Genomic DNA, 19,089 nt, shown 5'->3' with positions numbered 1-19,089 from the left:
CAAAACTCCTCATTCATCCGGCGTCAGTTCACCACGCAGATTTTGCATCATCGCGGTACGGATCGCGTCCGCATCAAGCTGCTGGCTCAGCAGGTAGTGCAGTTTGGTCAGCGTGGCTTCGACAGTCATATCCGCGCCGCCAATCACCCCTGCGTGGGCGAGAGCATTACCGGTGGCGTAGCCGCCCATATTCACCTTGCCGGACATACATTGCGTCAGGTTGACCACCACGATGCCGCGCGCGCTGGCATCCTGCAAGGCTTTCAGGAAATCGCCGTTTTGCGGCGCATTTCCCACGCCATAGGAGCGCAGAATCAATGCTTTTACCGGCTGAAGCAGGAAATTACGCACCACATCGGCGGAGATCCCCGGATAAATCGTCACCACGCCAATTGGCTGCGGGGTGATAGGATGCACGATCAATTCTCCCACCGTGTGCGGTGCAGGCGGCGTATTGAGGCGGCGAATGTGGATACCGGCTTCCAGCAACGGTGGCAGGTTCGGTGAAGCGAATGCATCAAAACCGTCCGCATGCGCTTTGGTGGTGCGGTTGCCGCGATAGAGGCGATTGTTGAAGAACAGCGTCACTTCGTTAATCGGGAAGTTTGCCGCCACATACAGCGCGTTCAGCAGATTAATTTGCCCGTCGGAGCGAAGCTCGGCGAGTGGGATTTGTGACCCTGTCACAATTACCGGCTTGCCAAGATTTTCCAGCATAAACGACAGTGCTGACGCGGTGTACGCCATGGTGTCGGTGCCGTGCAGAATGACAAAACCGTCGTACTCGTCGTAGTGCGCTTTCACATCATCAGCAATATGCTGCCAGTCTTCCGGCGTCATATCGGAAGAGTCCATCAGCGGGGCATATTCGTGAATCGTGAAATCCGGCATCTCCGGGCGATGGAACTCCGGCATCAGCGCCAGTTGACGTTGCAGGTGGCCGGAAACCGGCACATAACCGTGTTCTGAGCGTTGCATACCGATGGTACCGCCGGTGTAGGCAACGTAAATAGATTTCTTTTGCATGGTTTCGTTCTTGCCGCATCTAAAAAAATCCCCTCCGGTGGAGGGGACGTGTGAGGTGAGTTTAGCGGATATTGGCGCAGTTCAGACAGAGGGCGTAACGATTTTGTGGATCGTTAAACACCGCCAGTTTGTCCGTTTCGGCTTTGACTTCCTGCGCAGCACTGGCCAGCGGCGCAGGCAGGTAAGCCTGCAACGCCTGCGGCAGCATCGCGCGCACGGAGCCAGTCATGCTGTCCATTACCCGATCAAAGAAGCTCGGTTCTTCTTCGTAGTAATCCACATGCCACTGCTTGAGTTTCGCCAGTTCCGCGGCTTTCGCCAGCGCATCGTCGAAATCGCCCAGCGCATCAACCAGACCGTTGTTTTTCGCATCCTGGCCTGTCCAGACGTGACCCTGGGCAATCTTATCGACCTGCTCAGGCGTGCTGTTGCGTGACTGGGCGACCAGCGTGATAAAGCGTTTGTAGCCGTTATCGATGCTCAGTTGCATCATTTGCTGAACTTCGTCAGGCAGCGCTTTGGTCATGCTGACATCCGCCAGCGGTGACGTGGCGACGCCGTCGGTGTGCACGCCAATGGTATCGAGGCTGTTTTCCAGCGTATTGATCACGCCAAAAATACCAATCGAGCCGGTCAGGGTGCTGGCATTGGCGATGATGTAATTTGCCGGCGTCGAGATCCAGTAGCCGCCGGAGGCCGCCATACCGCCCATCGACACCACCACCGGTTTGCCGGCCGCTTTTGCCGCTGCCAGTTCAGAGCGGATGATTTCGGAGGCGCTGACGCTGCCACCAGGGCTGTTCACCCGCAGGACGATGGCCTTCACTTTTGGATCAAGACGCGCGTCGCGGATCTGTGCGGCAGTGGTATCACCGCCGACATTCCCCGGCGTTTCTTCGCCATCCATGATCGCCCCGTTAGCGAAGATCACGGCAACGGTGTCGCCGACATCGCTCGGTTTCTTCGTCTGATAGTCATACATGCTGACGGCGCGGAAGTTTTTATCTTCGCTGCTCCAGCCAAACTGTTTGACCATCGCTTTTTCAGCGTCGGCAGCGGAACCCAGCTCATCCACCAGCTTATTGTCGAGTGCGTATTTTGCCGTGTCGCCATCGGCTTTGCGCAGACCGTCCAGCATCGCCTGCGCGCCAGGGAAGACCTGTTGCGCCGTGATCTGGCGGTTTGCAGCAACGGTATTAAGGTAGTTTTGCCACAGCTCGTTGATCCAGCGGCTGTCCGCTTCGCGCGCGGCAGGTGACATATCGTCACGGATAAACGGTTCAACGGCAGATTTATAGGTGCCAACGCGGAACACGTGCGTGGTCACTTTCAGCTTATCCAGCAGCGTTTTGTAGTAGAGGCCGTTGGTGGCGAAACCGTGCAGATCCACCACGCCCTGCGGCGACAACCAGATCTTATTGGCGAAGCTGGCAAGGTAATACTGGCCCTGACTGTAGTTATCACCGATGGCGTAAACCGGTTTACCGCTGTCGCGGAACGCGCGCAGCGCTTTACCGATGTACTGCATTGAGGGTTGATCGGCACCGGCGAAGTTTTTCAGATCCAGCACAATACCGGTGATATTGCGATCGCTCTGCGCCTGACGAATGGTCTCAACGATATCAAACAGCGAATTCTCTTGAAGGCGATCGGAACTGGCGCCAAAGAGCTGGCGGCCCAGTGCACCAAGACGTCCGCTGGTTGAAGTTTTATCGACCACCACACCGGTGATATCCAGCAGTAACGCGCCGCGATTGCTGTGCTCGGTTTTGCTGTCGCTGACCTGCATCCAGATCCCGACGCCCACCAGCACCAGCAGGATAAAGAACAAATTCAGCACCAGATTGCGGATAAAGTTCAGCAATCGCCAGCTCCATCGGAAAAAAGCGGCAATAAAACGCCAAAGTGTTCGCATGTATTCTCCCTGGTTTGTTTAGGCCGCCGCTGCCCGGGCGGCGAAGTGTGGTTATCCTAATTATCCCGTCGCCTCTTGTCAGCAGGAATCGCCTGCTGCGCTGTAACAAATTCTACGTCCGTGTTAATTTTAAGAATAAATTTTAATACAGGAGTTTAACTAATGGATGCACTTGAACTACTCATCAACCGTCGTAGCGCGTCACGCCTGGCGGAACCGGCACCAGCGGGTGAACAACTGGATAACATTCTGCGTGCCGGTATGCGCGCACCCGATCACGGTACGCTGCAACCGTGGCACTTTTTCGTTATCGATGGTGAAGGGCGCGAACGCTTAGGAAAAGTGCTGGAGCAGGGCGCAATTGCGGCGGGCCAGGATGAAAAGGGTATTGAGAAAGCGCGCACTTCACCGCTGCGCGCGCCGCTGATTATTACCGTGGTCGCCAAATGTGAAGTGGGCCATAAAGTACCACAGTGGGAACAGCTGCTTTCTGCCGGTTGCGCCGTGATGGCGATGCAGATGGCGGCGCTGGCGCAGGGGTTCAACGGTATCTGGCGCACCGGCCCGCTGACCGACAGCCCACAGGTGCGCGAGGCGTTTGCCTGCCGTGAGCAGGATAAAATCGTCGGTTTCCTGTATCTCGGCACGCCACAACTGAAAGCCTCCACCACCGTTACGGTTCCTGATATCGCTCCGTTCGTCACGCGTTTTTAATCACCGCATCTATTCACAGGCCGTATAAGACGAAAGCGCCACCCGGCAAATAGCCTCGTGACGCTTGAAAGGCCGGAAGGCGCTAATGCCTGGCCGGCCTGCGTTATGGATTCGCTACTTATTCTTCGCGGCAAACTCCGCTTTGGCTTTCTCCAGTTGCTGCTGGAATGCCGGGCTGGTGTGCAGCGTAGCAACAACGGCAGAACCGACGATCCGCGCGGCATCAACATCACTCTGCCAGTGGTAGCCGCAGATCACCCGGCTTTGCCCCAGATCGTAGCCGCGCTTGAGGATCTGATCCTGGCGCTGCGGGTTAATTTCCGCGAGCACCAGCGCCGTTGCCCAGCCAATTGAGGTATGCCCGGAAGGATAGGAGCCGTTTTTCGACAATTCATCCTGCTCTTTGGTATTGCAGGTCGGCACACCATAGAAGGCAAACGGACGTATGCGCATGTACTTCTGTTTAGCGCCGCGCGTGGCCAGATCGCCCGCATCCTCAATCATATTGGTCAGTAGCTTATGCAACTGCGGGGAGTCTTTTTCGGTAATCGGAGAACCGAATGCCGTTGAGAAGGCATTGGCGACGCCGCCGCTGCTCAGGTTGGCGTCTTCCGCAGCCTGTTTGCCACGCTCAGTGTTGCGCAGCAGGCGGCCTTGTTCGTACATCGCCTGATCGTTGAGAAACGCAATGCTGCCCACTTCCGGCGGTGGCGGCAGCAGCGCCAGGCTGTCAATCGCCTGCGCATTTTTCAGGTAGTAAAGGTCTGGTTTGGTGGTGGCATCGTTGCCCGCAGGGACAAGTGCAAAGGTATTAACAGAGAACAAACTCGCAATGCAGAGGGTTAGTAAACGTCTTTTCATTAGTGATTCCTTTAATTATCAATGACATCCTCAGATAAAAAGATAAGTAATATTTCTGTCATATAAAAGTAATAAATAAACACACGGTTTAAAAAATTGCTCTGCATCGCAAAATGGCCGATGTATTGAGCTCAGTGATGTTATGTGGCGACATACTCAGCAGTGAAATGCTGTTATTCGTTCGCTTAATGAGCAACAGCGCGTGAATTCAGACACGCAGACTTACCACCATGCCGTTTGGGCGCTACCATAGCGGGATTGCAATGACAGGAGATGTCCATGAGCGAGCAAACCATTCGTTTAACGCAATACAGCCACGGAGCCGGTTGCGGTTGTAAAATTTCCCCCAAAGTGCTGGATACCATTCTGCACAGCGAGCAGGCGAAGTTTCTCGACCCGAATCTGCTGGTCGGTAATGAAACGCGCGACGACGCTGCGGTTTACGATCTCGGTAACGGCACTTGCATTATCAGTACCACCGATTTTTTCATGCCTATCGTCGATAACCCGTTCGATTTTGGCCGCATTGCGGCAACCAACGCCATCAGCGATGTCTTCGCGATGGGGGGAAAACCGATCATGGCGATTGCCATCCTCGGCTGGCCGCTCGATAAACTGCCGCCGGAAATTGCCCGTGAAGTGATCGACGGTGGGCGCTTTGCTTGCCAGCAGGCGGGTATTGCGCTGGCGGGCGGTCACTCTATCGATGCGCCAGAGCCGATTTTCGGTCTCGCCGTGACCGGTGTAGTGCCGACAGAACGCGTGAAGAAAAACAGCACCGCGCAGGCGGGCTGCAAACTGTTCCTGACCAAACCGCTGGGTATTGGCGTATTAACCACTGCCGAGAAAAAATCCCTGCTTAAACCGGAGCATGTTGGTCTGGCGACGGAAGTGATGTGCCGGATGAATATTGCTGGCGCAGCCTTTGCAAATATCGACGGGGTGAAAGCGATGACCGATGTCACCGGCTTTGGCCTGCTCGGTCATCTGAGCGAGATGTGTCAGGGCGCGGGTGTGCAGGCGCAAGTGAATTATCAGGCCGTGCCGAAACTGCCGGGCGTCGAAGAGTATATTGCCAAAGGTGCCGTGCCGGGTGGCACGCAGCGCAACTTCGCCAGTTATGGTCATCTGATGGGCGAAATGCCTGCGCCCGTGCGCGATCTGCTGTGCGATCCGCAAACCTCCGGCGGCCTGCTGCTGGCGGTGTCGCCGGAAGCGGAAAACGAAGTGAAAGCCACGGCGGCGGAGTACGGCATTGAACTGAGCGCCATTGGCGAGCTGGTCAGCGCTCGCGGCGGCCGTCCGATGATCGAGATCCGTTAATTCATGCGGTTATTTATTGCCGAAAAGCCCAGTCTGGCCCGCGCCATTGCCGATGTGCTCCCCAAACCGCATCGCAAAGGCGACGGCTATATTGAGTGCGGTAATGGTCAGGTGGTGACCTGGTGTATCGGTCACCTGCTGGAGCAGGCGCAGCCGGATGCTTACGACAGCCGCTACGCCCGCTGGAATCTGGCGGATTTGCCGATTGTGCCGGAAAAGTGGCAGCTGCAACCGCGCCCGTCGGTGCTGAAACAGATCAATGTCATTAAACGCCTGCTCGCGGATGCCGAGCAGGTGGTGCACGCCGGTGACCCGGATCGCGAAGGGCAGTTGCTGGTGGACGAGGTGATCGACTACCTGCAACTGGCGCCGGAAAAGCGCCAGCAGGTGCAACGCTGCCTGATTAACGATCTCAACCCGCAGGCGGTGGAGCGCGCGATCGAACGCCTGCGCGCCAACAGTGAATTTATTCCGCTGTGCGTATCCGCACTGGCCCGCGCCCGCGCCGACTGGCTGTACGGCATCAATATGACCCGCGCGTATACGCTGCTAGGGCGCAATGCCGGTTATCAGGGCGTGCTGTCGGTCGGCCGCGTACAGACGCCGGTGCTCGGGCTGGTGGTGCGCCGCGATGAAGAGATCGAAAACTTCGTGGCGAAAGATTTCTTTGAGGTGAAAGCGCATATCGTCACGCCTGCCGGGGAGCGCTTTACCGCCCTGTGGCAGCCGAGCGATGCCTGCGAGCCGTATCAGGATGAGGAAGGGCGTCTGCTGCATCGTCCGCTGGCGGAACATGTAGTCAGCCGCATTACCGGCCAGCCAGCGCTGGTTACGGCGTATAACGATAAGCGCGAATCGGAACTGGCGCCGCTGCCGTTTTCGCTGTCGGCGTTGCAGATTGAAGCGGCGAAACGCTTTGGCCTCAGTGCGCAAAATGTGCTGGATATCTGCCAGAAGCTGTACGAAACCCACAAGCTGATTACCTATCCGCGTTCGGATTGCCGTTATCTGCCGGAAGAGCACTTTGCCGGGCGCCATGCGGTGATGAATGCAATTGGCGCGCATGCGCCGGATCTGCTGCCGCAGCCGGTGGTCAACCCGGATACGCGCAACCGCTGCTGGGATGACAAAAAGGTCGATGCGCACCACGCCATTATTCCGACTGCGCGGGCATCGAAAGTGAACCTCAGTGATAACGAAGCCAACGTTTATAACCTGATTGCCCGCCAGTATCTGATGCAGTTCTGCCCGGATGCGGTGTTCCGCAAATGTCAGATCGATCTGGATATCGCCAACGGCAAGTTTATCGCCAAAGCGCGTTTCCTGGCGGAAGCGGGCTGGCGAACGCTGTTGGGTTCGAAAGAGCGCGATGAGGAGAACGATGGTACGCCGCTGCCGGTAGTGGCGAAAGGCCACGAGTTGCTGTGCGAGAAGGGCGAAGTGGTGGCACGTCAGACGCAGCCGCCGCGCCACTTTACCGACGCCACTCTGTTGTCGGCGATGACCGGTATCGCCCGCTTTGTACAGGATAAAGAGCTGAAAAAGATCCTGCGCGCTACCGACGGGCTGGGGACGGAAGCAACGCGCGCCGGAATTATCGAACTGCTGTTTAAACGCAGTTTTCTTGTTAAAAAAGGGCGCTACATCCACTCCACCGAACCGGGGCGGGCGCTGATCCATTCATTGCCAGAAATGGCGGCCAGACCGGATATGACGGCGCACTGGGAGTCGGTGCTGACGCAAATCAGCGAAAAAGAGTGCCGCTATCAGGACTTCATGCAGCCGCTGGTCAGCACGCTGCATGAACTGATCCACCAGGCGCGTAATACGCCGGTGCGTCAGTTCCGTGGCCTGGTTGCGCCGGGCGGCGAGAAGAAAAAAACGTTTGCCAAAGGACGGAGTAAAAAACGCCCGCCATCAGCAGAGGCGGGCGGCGATGCAGTCGTTCCGCAGGCCTGATAAGCGAAGCGCCATCAGGCATTGCCGGACAGCGGCATAAATGCCTTGTCCGGCCTGCACCGCGGTTAAATCACACCCTGCGCCAGCATCGCGTCGGCGACTTTCACAAAACCGGCGATGTTGGCGCCGCGCACATAGTGCGTCTGTTTACCTTCACCGCCGTATTCGACACAGGCCTGATGAATATCAAGCATGATGTGGTGCAGACGGGCATCTACTTTTTCCGCTTTCCAGCTTAAACGCGCGGCATTCTGCGCCATCTCCAGCCCGGAAGTGGCTACGCCGCCCGCGTTGGCGGCTTTGCCCGGCGCGAACAGCACGTTTGCTTTAAGGAACAGTTCTGTCGCCGCGATGGTGGTGGGCATATTCGCCCCTTCGGCCACCGCTTTCACGCCGTTGGCAATCAGCACTCGCGCAGCATCCACATCCAGCTCATTCTGCGTGGCGCACGGCAGCGCGATATCCACGGGCACGGACCACGGCTGCTGGCCCTGCAGATAGTTCAGGCCAAATTCCCGCGCATAGTCGGCGATCCGGCCATCGCGGCTGGCTTTGATTTCACACAGACGGGCCAGTTTTTCCGCCGTAAAACCGGCTTCATCAACGACAGTACCGCTGGAGTCCGAAGCCGTGATCACGCGTGCGCCAAGAGACATCGCTTTTTCGATGGCGTACTGCGCCACATTGCCGGAACCGGAAACCGCCACGCGCATCCCTTCAAAACCGAGACCGTGGCGTTTCAGCATCGCTTCGGTGAAGTAAACCAGGCCGTAGCCGGTGGCTTCCGGGCGGATCAAACTGCCGCCGAACGACAACCCTTTGCCGGTGAAGACGCAGGCGGTGTTGTTGGAGAGTTTTTTCATCATTCCGGCCATAAAGCCGACTTCACGCGCGCCGACGCCAATATCGCCCGCCGGAACGTCGGTATCTGCGCCAAGATGGCGGTACAGTTCGGCGATCAGCGCCTGGCAAAAACGCATCACTTCGCCGTCGCTTTTGCCTTTCGGATCGAAGTCGCTGCCGCCTTTGCCGCCGCCCATTGGCAGGGTGGTCAGCGCGTTTTTAAAGGTCTGCTCGAAACCGAGGAATTTCAAAATCGACAGATTCACCGACGGGTGAAAACGCATCCCGCCTTTGTAGGGGCCAATGGCGGAGCTGAACTGCACGCGCCACGCGCGGTTGACCTGCACCTGGTTGCGGTCATCAACCCAAGCCACGCGAAACTGGATCACGCGTTCCGGTTCAACCAACCGCTCCAGCAGCGATAACTGGCGATAGCGCGGGTTAGCTTCAAGAAATGGCCAGAGGGTGGTCATCACTTCACGCACGGCCTGGGCGAACTCCGGCTGGTGCGGATCGCGTTGCTGGACATAACCGAGAAAGGATTCAAGAGAGGGTGTCTGATCCATAGATATAAGCGTCTCTTATTTTTAAGTGGATTTGTTGTGCTTGTGGTGCGCAAAAAACGGGCGCTTTCGGACTATAACATTCGTAATGACGCACGCTGCAAGGGAAAATACCCCACACCAGGCAAATTAATAATCTGCGCAGTGTCATAATGAAAAACGATGGCTGAGGAAACTAAAGCTGTGGGAAATAGATCCGTTATAGTAATACGTGGCGTCAATCAGAAAGGAAGAGTTATGGCCCGTTTATCGTGGATAGCAGCATTACTGGTGGTAGCGGCGGGCAGCGCGCTGGCCGAACGTTTACCCTCACCGGGAATTGAAGTGAATGTCCCGCCGGAAGTCTTTAGCTCCGGCGGGCAGACGCAAACCACGCAGCCGTGCATCCAGTGCTGCGTGTATGGCAATCAAAATTACAGTGAAGGCGCGGTGGTGAAAGCCGAAGGCGTGCTGTTACAGTGCCAGCGCGATGAACGCGCGATTTCTACTAATCCGCTGGTCTGGCGTCGCGTGAAGCCATAAACGCTTCCAGTAGCGGGATATCCGCTGGCGCCAGCGCCTGTTTCAGGGCGTCAGCGGGTTCGCACCACAGCAAGGCGCTGTGATAGTGGCGGGTTGGCTCACCGTGAAAGGCAACAACGTGCCACGCATGCAGATGGATCATCCGCCCGGACACTTCCCGCTGGTGGCTGGCGACATAACGAGCAGGCAGGGCATCAATGCCCAGTTCCTCGCGCAGCTCACGCGTTAGCGCCTGCGGCTGCGTCTCCCCGGCTTCCACCTTGCCGCCAGCAAACTCCCATAGCCCGGCTTGATCCGCGTGCGGCGGGCGTTGCGCCAGCAAAATTTTGCCATCGCGCTCGATGATCGCTGCGACCACCTCAACTGTTTTCAGGGTTGTCATCCGTCTGTTCCATTTTCTGCTGCTGGCTCCACTCGAACCAGCCGCCATCATACACGGCGATCTTCTGCCAGCCGAGCGCGCGGGCAAGCAAAAATGCCAGCGATGCACGCCAGCCGGTACCGCAGTAAAAAATCACCTGTTGATCGGCGGTGATGCCTTGCTGCTGCCACAATGCGGCAATCTCTTGCGGGGAGCGTACCGTGCCGTCCGGATGATGGTAATCCGCAATAAACTGGCTGTTGCCGCCAGCGTGTCCCCAGCGCGCGCCGGGAATATCACCAGCGGTGGAAATATAGTGATACCCACTGCTGCCGCCGCTGAATTCATCCCAACTGCGTACGCTGACCAGCACAGTTTCTGGCTGCGCCATTCGTTGCCGGGTTTGCGCCAGGTTAAGTAAAACGTCTGGCTGTGAAGGGAGCGGCGCGCCGAAATCCTGCGCGGTGATGGCAGGCGGCAGATCGATTGTTTGCCGTAGCCCGGCGCGTTGCCAGCTCTGCCAGCCGCCATTCAGCAGGCGGACATCGTTAACGCCCGCGTACAGCAGAATATGCGCCAGCCGCTCGGCCGCATAGTTGCCGCGACCGTAGAGAATAACGGTCATGTCGCTGCGTAAACCGCAACGGCACAGCACCGCGCGCAATATTTCGGGCGGCACCACATTCCACAGCGGCAGGCTTTCGACAAGTTGGGTGTCAATATAATACGCGCCGGGAATGTGTCCGGCGCGATAGCTTGGCTCGGCGTTATAGCCGACTTCCAGCAGCCGCCATGTTTCGGCTGGCGGATTGTGTTGCAGTAAATCGTCCAGCCACTGCGCGGTAACCCACGAATTGCCGGACGTCATGGCATCAGACCTTAAATTTAGCCCAGACCGGTGCGTGATCGGAGGGTTTTTCCATGCTGCGAATGTCGTAATCAATCCCGGTTTCGATGCAGCGCTCGGCCAGCGGTTGGCTTGCCAGTAGCAGATCGATGCGCAGGCCACGGTTGTCATCAAAGCCTTTGGAGCGGTAATCAAACCACGAGAAGCGATCGTTGGTTTCCGGGTTTGCTTCGCGGTAAGTATCCACCAGGCCCCAGCCCTTCAGGCGCTCCATCCATTCACGCTCTTCCGGCAGGAACGAGCATTTCCCGGTGCGCAGCCAGCGCTTGCGATTCTCTTCGCCAATGCCGATATCCAGATCCGTCGGGCTGATATTCATATCGCCCATGATCAGTACCGGGTTCTCTTTTTTCAGCTCGGTTTCGAGGAAGGTTTGCAGATCCTGGTAGAACTTCTCTTTCGCCGGGAATTTCAGCGGGTGGTCGCGGCTTTCGCCCTGCGGAAAGTAGCCATTAATCACGGTGATATTGCCGATAGGCGACGGGATTTCCGCCATGATAATGCGACGCTGCGCCTCTTCGCCGTCGTTGGGAAAGCCGCGACGTACGGAAACCGGCGTATCTTTGGTCAGCAGCGCAACGCCGTAGTGACCTTTTTGCCCGTGATAAAAGACGTTGTAACCCAGACGCGCCACCTCTTCGAGCGGAAACATATCGTCATGGACTTTTGTCTCCTGCAGACCGATCACGTCCGGCTGATGCTGCTCGACAAGCGCTTCCAGTTGATGAGGCCGGGCACGCAGGCCGTTGATATTAAAAGAGACAAATTTCATAGTCGCCGCCACTTAGCAGTAAAAAGATGCACAGATGTTAGCAGAATTTACATTTAACCACCGCCACTTATTGATATTGCTATTACTGATGAGCAAAAAACGCGCCAGTTGCCCTGATTTGGTGCTCGATGCGCCGAAATGGGGCAGGGTGCGAAGATTAATTTCGTTGATGATCACAGTTCCAGAATTAAATATTCTTATTGCATAAACCCGCGCCTCCGATCGTCCATTACCTCGCCTGGATATACATTTATTCACTTTTTATGCAATTTATATGAATAGCGACAGGTTGTAAGTTACTGATATTTCGTTGTGCCAGGACGTTTATGCATTTTTATCGCTGGCTGGCACGAACTGTGCAATCTACATTTACAGCGAAAACGTTCATATTAATTAACATTTATTCAACCTTTTATTTACCGGATGAGGTCGCTATGTCTACGTCAATTACGCGTGAAAATTTTGATCAATGGATGTTGCCTGTCTACGCGCCAGCGCCTTTTATTCCGGTTCGCGGGGAAGGCTCGCGTTTATGGGATCAGCAGGGTAACGAGTACATCGATTTTGCCGGGGGGATTGCGGTAAACGCGCTGGGCCACGCTCATCCTGCATTGTGCAAGGCTCTGAGCGAGCAGGCGGCGAAGTTCTGGCATACCGGCAATGGCTACACCAATGAACCGGTACTGAAGCTGGCGAAACGGTTGCTGGATGCCACGTTTGCCGATCGCGCTTTCTTCTGTAACTCCGGCGCGGAGGCGAATGAAGCGGCGCTGAAACTGGCCCGTAAATATGCCCACGACACTTTCGGCCCGCAGAAAAGCGGCATTGTGGCGTTCAAAAATGCGTTCCATGGCCGCACGCTGTTTACCGTCAGCGCCGGCGGGCAGCCCGCTTACTCGCAGGATTTTGCGCCGCTGCCGCCGCAGATCCAACATGCGGTTTACAACGATCTGGCTTCCGCCAGCGCCCTGATCAATGACGACACCTGTGCGGTCATTGTTGAGCCAATGCAGGGTGAAGGCGGCGTGGTCCCGGCCAGCCAGGCCTTTTTACAGGGCTTGCGCGATCTCTGTACCCGTCACAACGCGGTGCTGATTTTTGATGAAGTGCAGACCGGCGTTGGCCGCACCGGCGAACTGTATGCCTATATGCACTATGGTGTGACGCCGGATGTGCTGACCACCGCGAAAGCGCTGGGCGGCGGCTTCCCGATTGGCGCGATGCTCACCACCGAGACCTTCGGCAAAGTGATGAATGTGGGTACACACGGCACGACCTACGGCGGTAATCCGCTGGCGGGCGCAGTTGCTGGCGCGGTGCTGGATATCGTCAATACGCCGGAAACGCTGACCGGTGTCAAACAGCGTCACCAGTGGTTTGTTGAGCAACTGACGGCGTTCAACCATCGCCATCCGCTGTTCAGCGACATTCGTGGCCTGGGGCTGCTGATTGGCTGCCAACTGGTGGCGGAACATGCCGGGAAAGCGAAACAGATTTCGCAACTGGCGGCAGCGGAAGGGGTGATGGTGCTGATTGCAGGTGGCAACGTGGTGCGCTTTGCTCCGGCGCTGAATATCAGTGAAGAAGAGGTGCGTACCGGGCTTGCGCGCTTTACCCGCGCCTGTGAAAAATTCCTTGCGGAGAACGTATCATGATGGTGATCCGTCCTGTCGCGGCAAGCGATCTACCGGCGCTGATGAAGCTGGCCGGGAAAACCGGCGGTGGGTTGACATCGCTGCCCGCCGATGAAGCGACGCTGGCCGCGCGTATTGAGCGTGCCCGCCGCACGTGGCAAGGGGAGTTGCCGAAGGGTGAGCAGGGCTATGTTTTCGTGCTGGAAGAGACGCAAAGCGGTGAAGTGGCCGGGATCTGCGCCATTGAAGTGGCGGTGGGGCTCAACGATCCCTGGTATAACTATCGCGTGGGGACACAGGTTCACGCCTCGAAAGAGTTGAATGTCTACAACGCGTTGCCGACGTTATTTCTCAGTAACGATCACACCGGCAGCAGCGAGCTATGCACGCTGTTTCTCGATCCGGCCTGGCGCAAAGAGGGCAACGGCTATCTGCTGTCGAAGTCGCGCTTTCTGTTTATGGCGGCCTTTCGCGATCGCTTTAACGAAAAAGTGGTGGCGGAGATGCGCGGCGTCATCGACGAGCATGGTTACTCGCCGTTCTGGGAGAGTCTGGGAAAACGCTTCTTCTCGATGGAATTCAGCCGTGCTGATTATCTGTGCGGGACCGGGCAAAAAGCGTTTATCGCCGAATTGATGCCCAAACATCCTATTTATACCCACTTCCTCTCCGAGGAGGCGCAGGCGGTTATTGGCGAGGTGCATCCGCAGACCGCGCCTGCCCGCGCGGTGCTGGAGAAAGAGGGCTTTCGCTACCGCAATTATGTCGACATTTTTGATGGCGGGCCGACGCTGGAGTGTGATGTTGACCGGGTGCGGGCGATCCGCAAAAGCCGGCTGGTTACCGTGGCGCAAGGGCAGCGCGCGCCGGGAGAGTGGCCAGCCTGCATGGTTGCGAATGAGCAATACGAGCAATTTAGAGCCATGCTTATCAAAGCGGATCCCAATACGGAGCGTTTGCTGTTAAGCGCCGCAGAACTGGATGCGTTGAAATGTCAGCCGGGCGATACCGTGCGGCTGGTTCGCCTGTGTGCCGAGGAGAAATCACAATGAGTTTATGGATCAATGGCGACTGGGTAACCGGTGAAGGTGAGCGCCGGGTGAAAAGTAATCCGGTAAGCCATGAAGCGCTGTGGCACGGTTTTGATGCCAGCGCCGCACAGGTCGAAGAGGCGTATCGCGCTGCGCGTAACGCTTTTCCGGCTTGGGCGCGCGAACCTTTCTCCGTGCGCCAGGCGGTGGTGGAAAAATTTGCCAGCCTGCTGGAAGCCAATAAAGCCGCGCTGGCGGAAATCATCGCCCGTGAAACCGGGAAACCGCGTTGGGAAGCGGCGACCGAAGTGACGGCGATGATCAATAAAGCCACCATTTCCGTGAAGGCTTATCACACGCGAACCGGCGAACAGCACACGGAAATGGCCGACGGTGCGGCAACGTTGCGCCACCGTCCGCATGGCGTTCTCGCTGTTTTCGGGCCCTATAATTTTCCAGGCCACTTGCCGAACGGCCATATCATTCCGGCACTGCTGGCGGGCAACACCCTGCTGTTCAAACCGAGTGAACTGACGCCGTGGAGCGGCGAAGCGGTGGTTAAACTGTGGGAGCAGGCCGGTCTGCCCGCCGGGGTGCTCAATTTAGTGCAGGGCGGACGCGAAACCGGGCAGGCACTGAGTGCGTTGCCGGGGCTGGACGGTTTGCTGTTCACCGGTAGCGCCAATACCGGTTATCAATTGCATCGCCAGTTGGCGGGCCAGCCGGAGAAGATCCTCGCGCTGGAAATGGGCGGCAATAACCCGCTGATTGTCGAAGATATTCAGGATATTGATGCAGCCGTACATCTGGCTATCCAGTCCGCTTTTATTACCGCCGGACAGCGCTGTACCTGCGCGCGACGTTTGCTGGTGAAACGCTCAGCGGAGGGCGATGCTTTCCTTGCGCGACTGGTGGCGGTGAGCGCACGTCTCACGCCACAGGCATGGAACGCAGAACCGCAGCCGTTCCTTGGCGGTTTGATCTCCGCGCAGGCCGCGCAGCACGTGCTGCACGCGTGGCAGGAGCATGAAGCGCGCGGCGGCAAAACCCTGCTGGCACCACGTCTGCTGGAAGAAGGCACTTCACTGCTGACGCCGGGCATTATTGAGATGACCGGAGTGGCCGACGTACCGGATGAAGAGGTGTTTGGCCCGCTGCTGTGCGTCTGGCGCTATGACGATTTCGATGAAGCCATCGCGCTGGCGAACAATACCCGTTACGGGCTCTCCTGTGGGCTGATCTCCCCGCAGCGCGAGAAGTTTGATCGGCTGTTATTGGAAGCGCGCGCCGGGATTGTTAACTGGAACAAACCGCTGACGGGCGCGGCCAGCACCGCGCCATTCGGCGGAGTGGGCGCTTCCGGTAACCATCGCGCCAGCGCCTGGTATGCGGCGGATTACTGCGCATGGCCAATGGCGAGCCTTGAGTCTGCCGATCTGACTCTGCCGCAAACGCTCAGCCCGGGTCTTGATTTTTCCCGCGAGGAACAACCATGAAAGCGCGTGAAGTGAACTTTGATGGGCTGGTTGGCCTGACGCACCACTATGCCGGGTTGTCGTTCGGCAATGAAGCCTCGACCCGGCACCGTTTCCAGGTCTCCAATCCTAAGCTGGCCGCGAAGCAGGGGCTGCTGAAAATGAAGGCGCTGGCCGATGCCGGTTTCCCGCAGGCGGTGATCCCACCGCATGAGCGCCCAAATGTGCCGGTGTTGCGCCAGTTGGGATTTAGCGGCAGCGATGAGCAGGTGGTCGAAAAAGCCGCAGCGCAGGCGCCGCAAATCCTCTCTTCCGCCAGCTCGGCGTCGGCGATGTGGGTTGCCAATGCCGCTACGGTTTGCCCGTCGGCGGATTCCGTGGATGGCAAAGTCCATCTGACGGTGGCGAATCTCAACAATAAATTCCATCGCGCGATTGAAGCGCCGACCACCGAAGCGCTGCTGCGGGCGATTTTCCACGATGAAGAGAGATTCAGCGTGCATTCGGCACTACCGCAAGTGGCAATGCTGGGGGATGAAGGTGCCGCGAACCACAACCGTTTTGGCGGCGATTATGGCGACCCGGGCGTCCAGCTTTTTGTCTATGGACGCGAAGAGGGCAGCGCGCTCGCACCGACACGCTATCCGGCTCGTCAGACGCTGGAAGCCAGCCAGGCAGTGGCGCGTCTCAACCAGGTTCGCCCTTCGCAGGTGGTGTACGCCAGGCAAAATTCCCAGGTTATCGATCAGGGCGTGTTCCATAATGATGTCATTGCCGTTTCTAATCGCCAGGTGCTGTTTTGCCACGAGCACGCCTTTGCCGATCAAGCGCAATTGCTGGCCGAATTACGCCGTCGCGTGCCAGGTTTTATGGCGATCGAAGTGCCGCAGCAGGCGGTATCGGTTGCCGATGCGGTGTCGACTTACCTGTTCAACAGCCAGCTACTGAGCCATGAAGATGGCCGCATGGTACTGGTGTTGCCGCAGGAGTCGCAGGCGCATGAAGGCGTCTGGCGTTATCTGAACCAGTTGCTGGCGCAGGATAACCCGATCGCGGAACTGAAGGTGTTCGATCTGCGCGAGAGTATGGCAAACGGCGGCGGCCCGGCATGCCTGCGCTTGCGCGTAGTATTAACCGCGGCGGAGCAGCAGGCGGTAAATCCGGCGGTGATGATGAACGATACGTTGTTCGCCACGCTCAATGACTGGGTTGATCGCCACTATCGCGACCGTCTGACACAGGCAGATCTTGCCGATCCGCAGCTGTTGCGGGAAGGGCGGGAAGCGCTGGACAGGCTCACGCAGTTGCTGAACCTCGGTTCTGTTTACCCCTTCCAGCGTTAACCGGAGGTTGTATGGATAACTTTCTTGCCACCACGTTATCGGGTGACATCCCGCGTAAAATGTCAGGGGAGTCGGGCGGTATTCACTGGTTGTGGCACGAGCAAGGGATCCTTGAACTGGTGCCGCCGCACCCTACCGGGCGCTCGCTGGTGCTCTCCTGCGCCATTCACGGCAATGAAACCGCGCCGGTGGAGATGCTGGACATTCTGCTGAAAAATCTGTTTTCCGGCACGCAGCCACTGACCTGGCGGCTGTTGGTCATCCTTGGCAACCCGCAGGCGCTGAGGGAAGGAAAGCGTTTTCTGCATAGCGATTTGAATCGCATGTTTGGTGGACGCTGGCAGCAACTTCCGCCCAGTGATGAAACGGTGCGTGCCGCGCAGCTTGAACGCGCGGTTACCCACTTTTTTGCCGGTGGCGATGAAGAGCGCTGGCACCTCGATCTGCATACGGCGATTCGCGGATCGCATCATGTGCGTTTCGGCGTGCTGCCGCAGCGTGCGCAGCCGTGGGACGAGCTGTTTCTGGAGTGGCTGGGCTCGGCAGGGCTGGAAGCGCTGGTGTTCCATCAGGCGCCGGGCGGCACGTTTACCCACTTCACGTGCGCGCAATTTGAGGCGCTGGCCTGTACGCTGGAGCTGGGCAAAGCGCTGCCGTTTGGCGAGAACGATCTCAGCCAGTTTCAGCGTACCGCCTGGGCGCTGGCAGCGCTGCTGGCCGGTGAACCTGCGCCGGACACGCAGGGTGCGCCGGTGCGTTACCGGGTTGTGCAGCAACTGACGCGGCACAGCGAGGCGTTCAAACTGTATATGTCAGCCGAAACGCTGAACTTTACGCCTTTCAGCGCCGGGACGCTGCTGGCGGAAGATCGCGGTGAACGCTACGTTGTGCAGCATGATGAAGAGTATGTGCTCTTTCCGAATCCTGGTGTCGCTGTGGGTTTGCGCGCCGGATTAATGCTAGAAAAAATAAACTAATACCTCAGCCCTGTTACCACAGGGCTTATTTTTTAGTGGCTTTTAAAATAAATTACGGAAAAATCCTGGTTGCTGGGTTTATTATTAACCACTGTTGCTTTATAATCTTCATAATTCCTTATTAATCAATGTATTGATTATTTAATTTTCAACTCTCCACTGTTTATCCTTATTTCCCTCACATTTGACGTAAAAAGAGTCTTTACACTTTCATTGTTTTACTGTCGCTCTGATTAATTGACGATAAAGACGGTAAAGTAAATAGCGTCAACACGGCAATCGCCGTAAGTAAAACCGAAGTAAGGAATAATATTATGCGTAAATTGACTGCCCTGTTTGTTGCCTCTACCCTGGCTTTTGGCGCTGCTGGCCTGGCGCACGCCGACGATACAACGGCTGCACCTGCTGATGGTAAGCCGATGATGATGCACCACAAGGGTAAAGGTCCGCACGATATGATGTTCAGAGGCCTGAATCTGACCGATGCACAGAAACAGCAGATCCGCGAAATTATGAAAAGCCAGCGCGATGAGATGAAACGTCCGCGGGTTGAAGAGATGCGTGCAATGCATGACATCATCACCAGCGACAGCTTCGATAAAGCGAAAGCGGAAGCACAGATCGCGAAAATGGAAGAACAGCATAAAGCTGGCATGCTGAGACACATGGAAACGCAGAACAAAATTTACAACATTCTGACGCCGGAACAGAAAAAGCAGTTCAATGCGAATTTTGAGAAGCGTCTGACAGAACGTCCGGCACCGGAAGGTAAAATGCCTCCTGCACCTGCTGAATAATTCAGCACCCCCTATCAAGACCGCCGGTTTTGCCCATTGCATGCAGTACGTGATGGGCAGAATCGG

Annotated in this window: 17 protein-coding genes; 10 read left to right on the top strand and 7 right to left on the bottom strand. The window is 57.0% G+C overall.

The window, feature by feature from the left end; all coding sequences use genetic code 11:
* Positions 1-9: 9 nt before the first annotated feature.
* Together ansA and sppA are read right to left on the bottom strand one after the other, a co-directional pair.
* Positions 10-1,026 carry an asparaginase gene (gene ansA, locus AWR26_RS15135; protein ID WP_064567055.1) on the bottom strand — a complete coding sequence of 339 codons (1,017 nt, stop codon included), beginning with the start codon at positions 1,024-1,026 and terminating at the stop codon, positions 10-12.
* A gap of 61 nt (positions 1,027-1,087) precedes the next feature.
* Positions 1,088-2,941, bottom strand: coding sequence for a signal peptide peptidase SppA (gene sppA, locus AWR26_RS15130; RefSeq protein WP_064567053.1), 1,854 nt, complete (start codon positions 2,939-2,941; stop codon positions 1,088-1,090).
* A 162-nt stretch (positions 2,942-3,103) separates the two neighbouring features.
* On the opposite strand from sppA, the gene AWR26_RS15125 reads away from it, so the two are divergent.
* On the top strand, positions 3,104-3,655 hold the full coding sequence (locus AWR26_RS15125) for an NAD(P)H nitroreductase (protein ID WP_043953789.1): 552 nt from the start codon (positions 3,104-3,106) through the stop codon (positions 3,653-3,655).
* Between the two features lie 114 nt (positions 3,656-3,769).
* Here AWR26_RS15125 and phoC read toward each other — a convergent pair whose 3' ends face one another.
* Positions 3,770-4,516: an acid phosphatase PhoC gene (phoC, locus tag AWR26_RS15120; RefSeq protein WP_064567051.1), complete on the bottom strand. Its 747-nt coding sequence runs from the start codon at positions 4,514-4,516 to the stop codon at positions 3,770-3,772.
* Positions 4,517-4,795: 279 nt separating this feature from the next.
* Between phoC and selD the strand changes: the two genes are divergently transcribed.
* Entirely contained in the window at positions 4,796-5,839 is a 1,044-nt protein-coding gene (gene selD / locus AWR26_RS15115; RefSeq protein WP_035886130.1) for a selenide, water dikinase SelD, read from the top strand.
* Positions 5,840-5,842: 3 nt separating this feature from the next.
* Positions 5,843-7,798, top strand: a complete 1,956-nt coding sequence (locus tag AWR26_RS15110; RefSeq protein ID WP_064567049.1) for a DNA topoisomerase III — start codon at positions 5,843-5,845, stop codon at positions 7,796-7,798.
* A 65-nt stretch (positions 7,799-7,863) separates the two neighbouring features.
* On the opposite strand, the gene gdhA is transcribed toward AWR26_RS15110, so the two are convergent.
* Positions 7,864-9,207 carry an NADP-specific glutamate dehydrogenase gene (gene gdhA, locus AWR26_RS15105; RefSeq protein WP_064567048.1) on the bottom strand — a complete coding sequence of 448 codons (1,344 nt, stop codon included), beginning with the start codon at positions 9,205-9,207 and terminating at the stop codon, positions 7,864-7,866.
* Between the two features lie 234 nt (positions 9,208-9,441).
* Between gdhA and AWR26_RS15100 the strand changes: the two genes are divergently transcribed.
* Positions 9,442-9,726 (top strand): DUF1496 domain-containing protein, encoded by a 285-nt coding sequence (locus AWR26_RS15100; protein WP_064567046.1) that lies wholly within the window; start codon positions 9,442-9,444, stop codon positions 9,724-9,726.
* On the opposite strand, the gene AWR26_RS15095 is transcribed toward AWR26_RS15100, so the two are convergent.
* From AWR26_RS15095 to xthA, 3 genes are read right to left on the bottom strand one after another with little or no spacing between them, the layout of a single operon-like run.
* Positions 9,692-10,108: a pyrimidine (deoxy)nucleoside triphosphate diphosphatase gene (locus AWR26_RS15095; protein ID WP_035886124.1), complete on the bottom strand. Its 417-nt coding sequence runs from the start codon at positions 10,106-10,108 to the stop codon at positions 9,692-9,694. The genes AWR26_RS15100 and AWR26_RS15095 overlap by 35 nt on opposite strands.
* Positions 10,086-10,955 carry a sulfurtransferase gene (locus tag AWR26_RS15090; RefSeq protein ID WP_064567044.1) on the bottom strand — a complete coding sequence of 290 codons (870 nt, stop codon included), beginning with the start codon at positions 10,953-10,955 and terminating at the stop codon, positions 10,086-10,088. The genes AWR26_RS15095 and AWR26_RS15090 overlap by 23 nt, the downstream gene beginning before the upstream one ends.
* A 4-nt stretch (positions 10,956-10,959) precedes the next feature.
* Positions 10,960-11,766 carry an exodeoxyribonuclease III gene (xthA, locus tag AWR26_RS15085; RefSeq protein WP_064567042.1) on the bottom strand — a complete coding sequence of 269 codons (807 nt, stop codon included), beginning with the start codon at positions 11,764-11,766 and terminating at the stop codon, positions 10,960-10,962.
* Between the two features lie 434 nt (positions 11,767-12,200).
* Here xthA and astC point away from each other — a divergent pair, with 434 nt between their 5' ends.
* The 6 genes from astC (at position 12,201) to spy (ending at position 19,023) form a co-directional block, all read left to right on the top strand.
* Positions 12,201-13,421 carry a succinylornithine/acetylornithine transaminase gene (gene astC / locus AWR26_RS15080; protein ID WP_064569030.1) on the top strand — a complete coding sequence of 407 codons (1,221 nt, stop codon included), beginning with the start codon at positions 12,201-12,203 and terminating at the stop codon, positions 13,419-13,421.
* Positions 13,418-14,452, top strand: a complete 1,035-nt coding sequence (gene astA / locus AWR26_RS15075) for an arginine N-succinyltransferase (protein WP_064567040.1) — start codon at positions 13,418-13,420, stop codon at positions 14,450-14,452. Before astC ends, astA begins: the two co-directional genes overlap by 4 nt.
* The gene (gene astD / locus AWR26_RS15070; protein ID WP_064567038.1) at positions 14,449-15,927 is read left to right on the top strand and encodes a succinylglutamate-semialdehyde dehydrogenase; all 1,479 of its coding nucleotides are present in this window, start codon (positions 14,449-14,451) and stop codon (positions 15,925-15,927) included. Before astA ends, astD begins: the two co-directional genes overlap by 4 nt.
* Positions 15,924-17,249 (top strand): N-succinylarginine dihydrolase, encoded by a 1,326-nt coding sequence (gene astB / locus AWR26_RS15065; protein ID WP_064567037.1) that lies wholly within the window; start codon positions 15,924-15,926, stop codon positions 17,247-17,249. The genes astD and astB overlap by 4 nt, the downstream gene beginning before the upstream one ends.
* 11 nt (positions 17,250-17,260) lie before the next feature.
* Positions 17,261-18,226 (top strand): succinylglutamate desuccinylase, encoded by a 966-nt coding sequence (gene astE, locus AWR26_RS15060; RefSeq protein ID WP_064567035.1) that lies wholly within the window; start codon positions 17,261-17,263, stop codon positions 18,224-18,226.
* A gap of 314 nt (positions 18,227-18,540) precedes the next feature.
* Positions 18,541-19,023 carry an ATP-independent periplasmic protein-refolding chaperone Spy gene (gene spy / locus AWR26_RS15055; RefSeq protein WP_064567033.1) on the top strand — a complete coding sequence of 161 codons (483 nt, stop codon included), beginning with the start codon at positions 18,541-18,543 and terminating at the stop codon, positions 19,021-19,023.
* Positions 19,024-19,089 lie beyond the last annotated feature (66 nt).

The sequence above is a fragment of the Kosakonia oryzae genome (assembly GCF_001658025.2).
Taxonomy (GTDB): Bacteria; Pseudomonadota; Gammaproteobacteria; order Enterobacterales; family Enterobacteriaceae; genus Kosakonia; species Kosakonia oryzae.
Note: the sequence above shows the minus strand (reverse complement) of the source record. Positions and strands in the feature narration are given on the sequence as shown.

What these genes read in the sequence shown, in the direction of transcription:
- ansA (WP_064567055.1), bottom strand. Translation starts at nt 1,026, where the DNA reads ATGCAAAAGAAATCTATTTACGTTGCCTACACCGGCGGTACCATCGGT.
- sppA (WP_064567053.1), bottom strand. Translation starts at nt 2,941, where the DNA reads ATGCGAACACTTTGGCGTTTTATTGCCGCTTTTTTCCGATGGAGCTGG.
- AWR26_RS15125 (WP_043953789.1), top strand. Translation starts at nt 3,104, where the DNA reads ATGGATGCACTTGAACTACTCATCAACCGTCGTAGCGCGTCACGCCTG.
- phoC (WP_064567051.1), bottom strand. Translation starts at nt 4,516, where the DNA reads ATGAAAAGACGTTTACTAACCCTCTGCATTGCGAGTTTGTTCTCTGTT.
- selD (WP_035886130.1), top strand. Translation starts at nt 4,796, where the DNA reads ATGAGCGAGCAAACCATTCGTTTAACGCAATACAGCCACGGAGCCGGT.
- AWR26_RS15110 (WP_064567049.1), top strand. Translation starts at nt 5,843, where the DNA reads ATGCGGTTATTTATTGCCGAAAAGCCCAGTCTGGCCCGCGCCATTGCC.
- gdhA (WP_064567048.1), bottom strand. Translation starts at nt 9,207, where the DNA reads ATGGATCAGACACCCTCTCTTGAATCCTTTCTCGGTTATGTCCAGCAA.
- AWR26_RS15100 (WP_064567046.1), top strand. Translation starts at nt 9,442, where the DNA reads ATGGCCCGTTTATCGTGGATAGCAGCATTACTGGTGGTAGCGGCGGGC.
- AWR26_RS15095 (WP_035886124.1), bottom strand. Translation starts at nt 10,108, where the DNA reads ATGACAACCCTGAAAACAGTTGAGGTGGTCGCAGCGATCATCGAGCGC.
- AWR26_RS15090 (WP_064567044.1), bottom strand. Translation starts at nt 10,955, where the DNA reads ATGACGTCCGGCAATTCGTGGGTTACCGCGCAGTGGCTGGACGATTTA.
- xthA (WP_064567042.1), bottom strand. Translation starts at nt 11,766, where the DNA reads ATGAAATTTGTCTCTTTTAATATCAACGGCCTGCGTGCCCGGCCTCAT.
- astC (WP_064569030.1), top strand. Translation starts at nt 12,201, where the DNA reads ATGTCTACGTCAATTACGCGTGAAAATTTTGATCAATGGATGTTGCCT.
- astA (WP_064567040.1), top strand. Translation starts at nt 13,418, where the DNA reads ATGATGGTGATCCGTCCTGTCGCGGCAAGCGATCTACCGGCGCTGATG.
- astD (WP_064567038.1), top strand. Translation starts at nt 14,449, where the DNA reads ATGAGTTTATGGATCAATGGCGACTGGGTAACCGGTGAAGGTGAGCGC.
- astB (WP_064567037.1), top strand. Translation starts at nt 15,924, where the DNA reads ATGAAAGCGCGTGAAGTGAACTTTGATGGGCTGGTTGGCCTGACGCAC.
- astE (WP_064567035.1), top strand. Translation starts at nt 17,261, where the DNA reads ATGGATAACTTTCTTGCCACCACGTTATCGGGTGACATCCCGCGTAAA.
- spy (WP_064567033.1), top strand. Translation starts at nt 18,541, where the DNA reads ATGCGTAAATTGACTGCCCTGTTTGTTGCCTCTACCCTGGCTTTTGGC.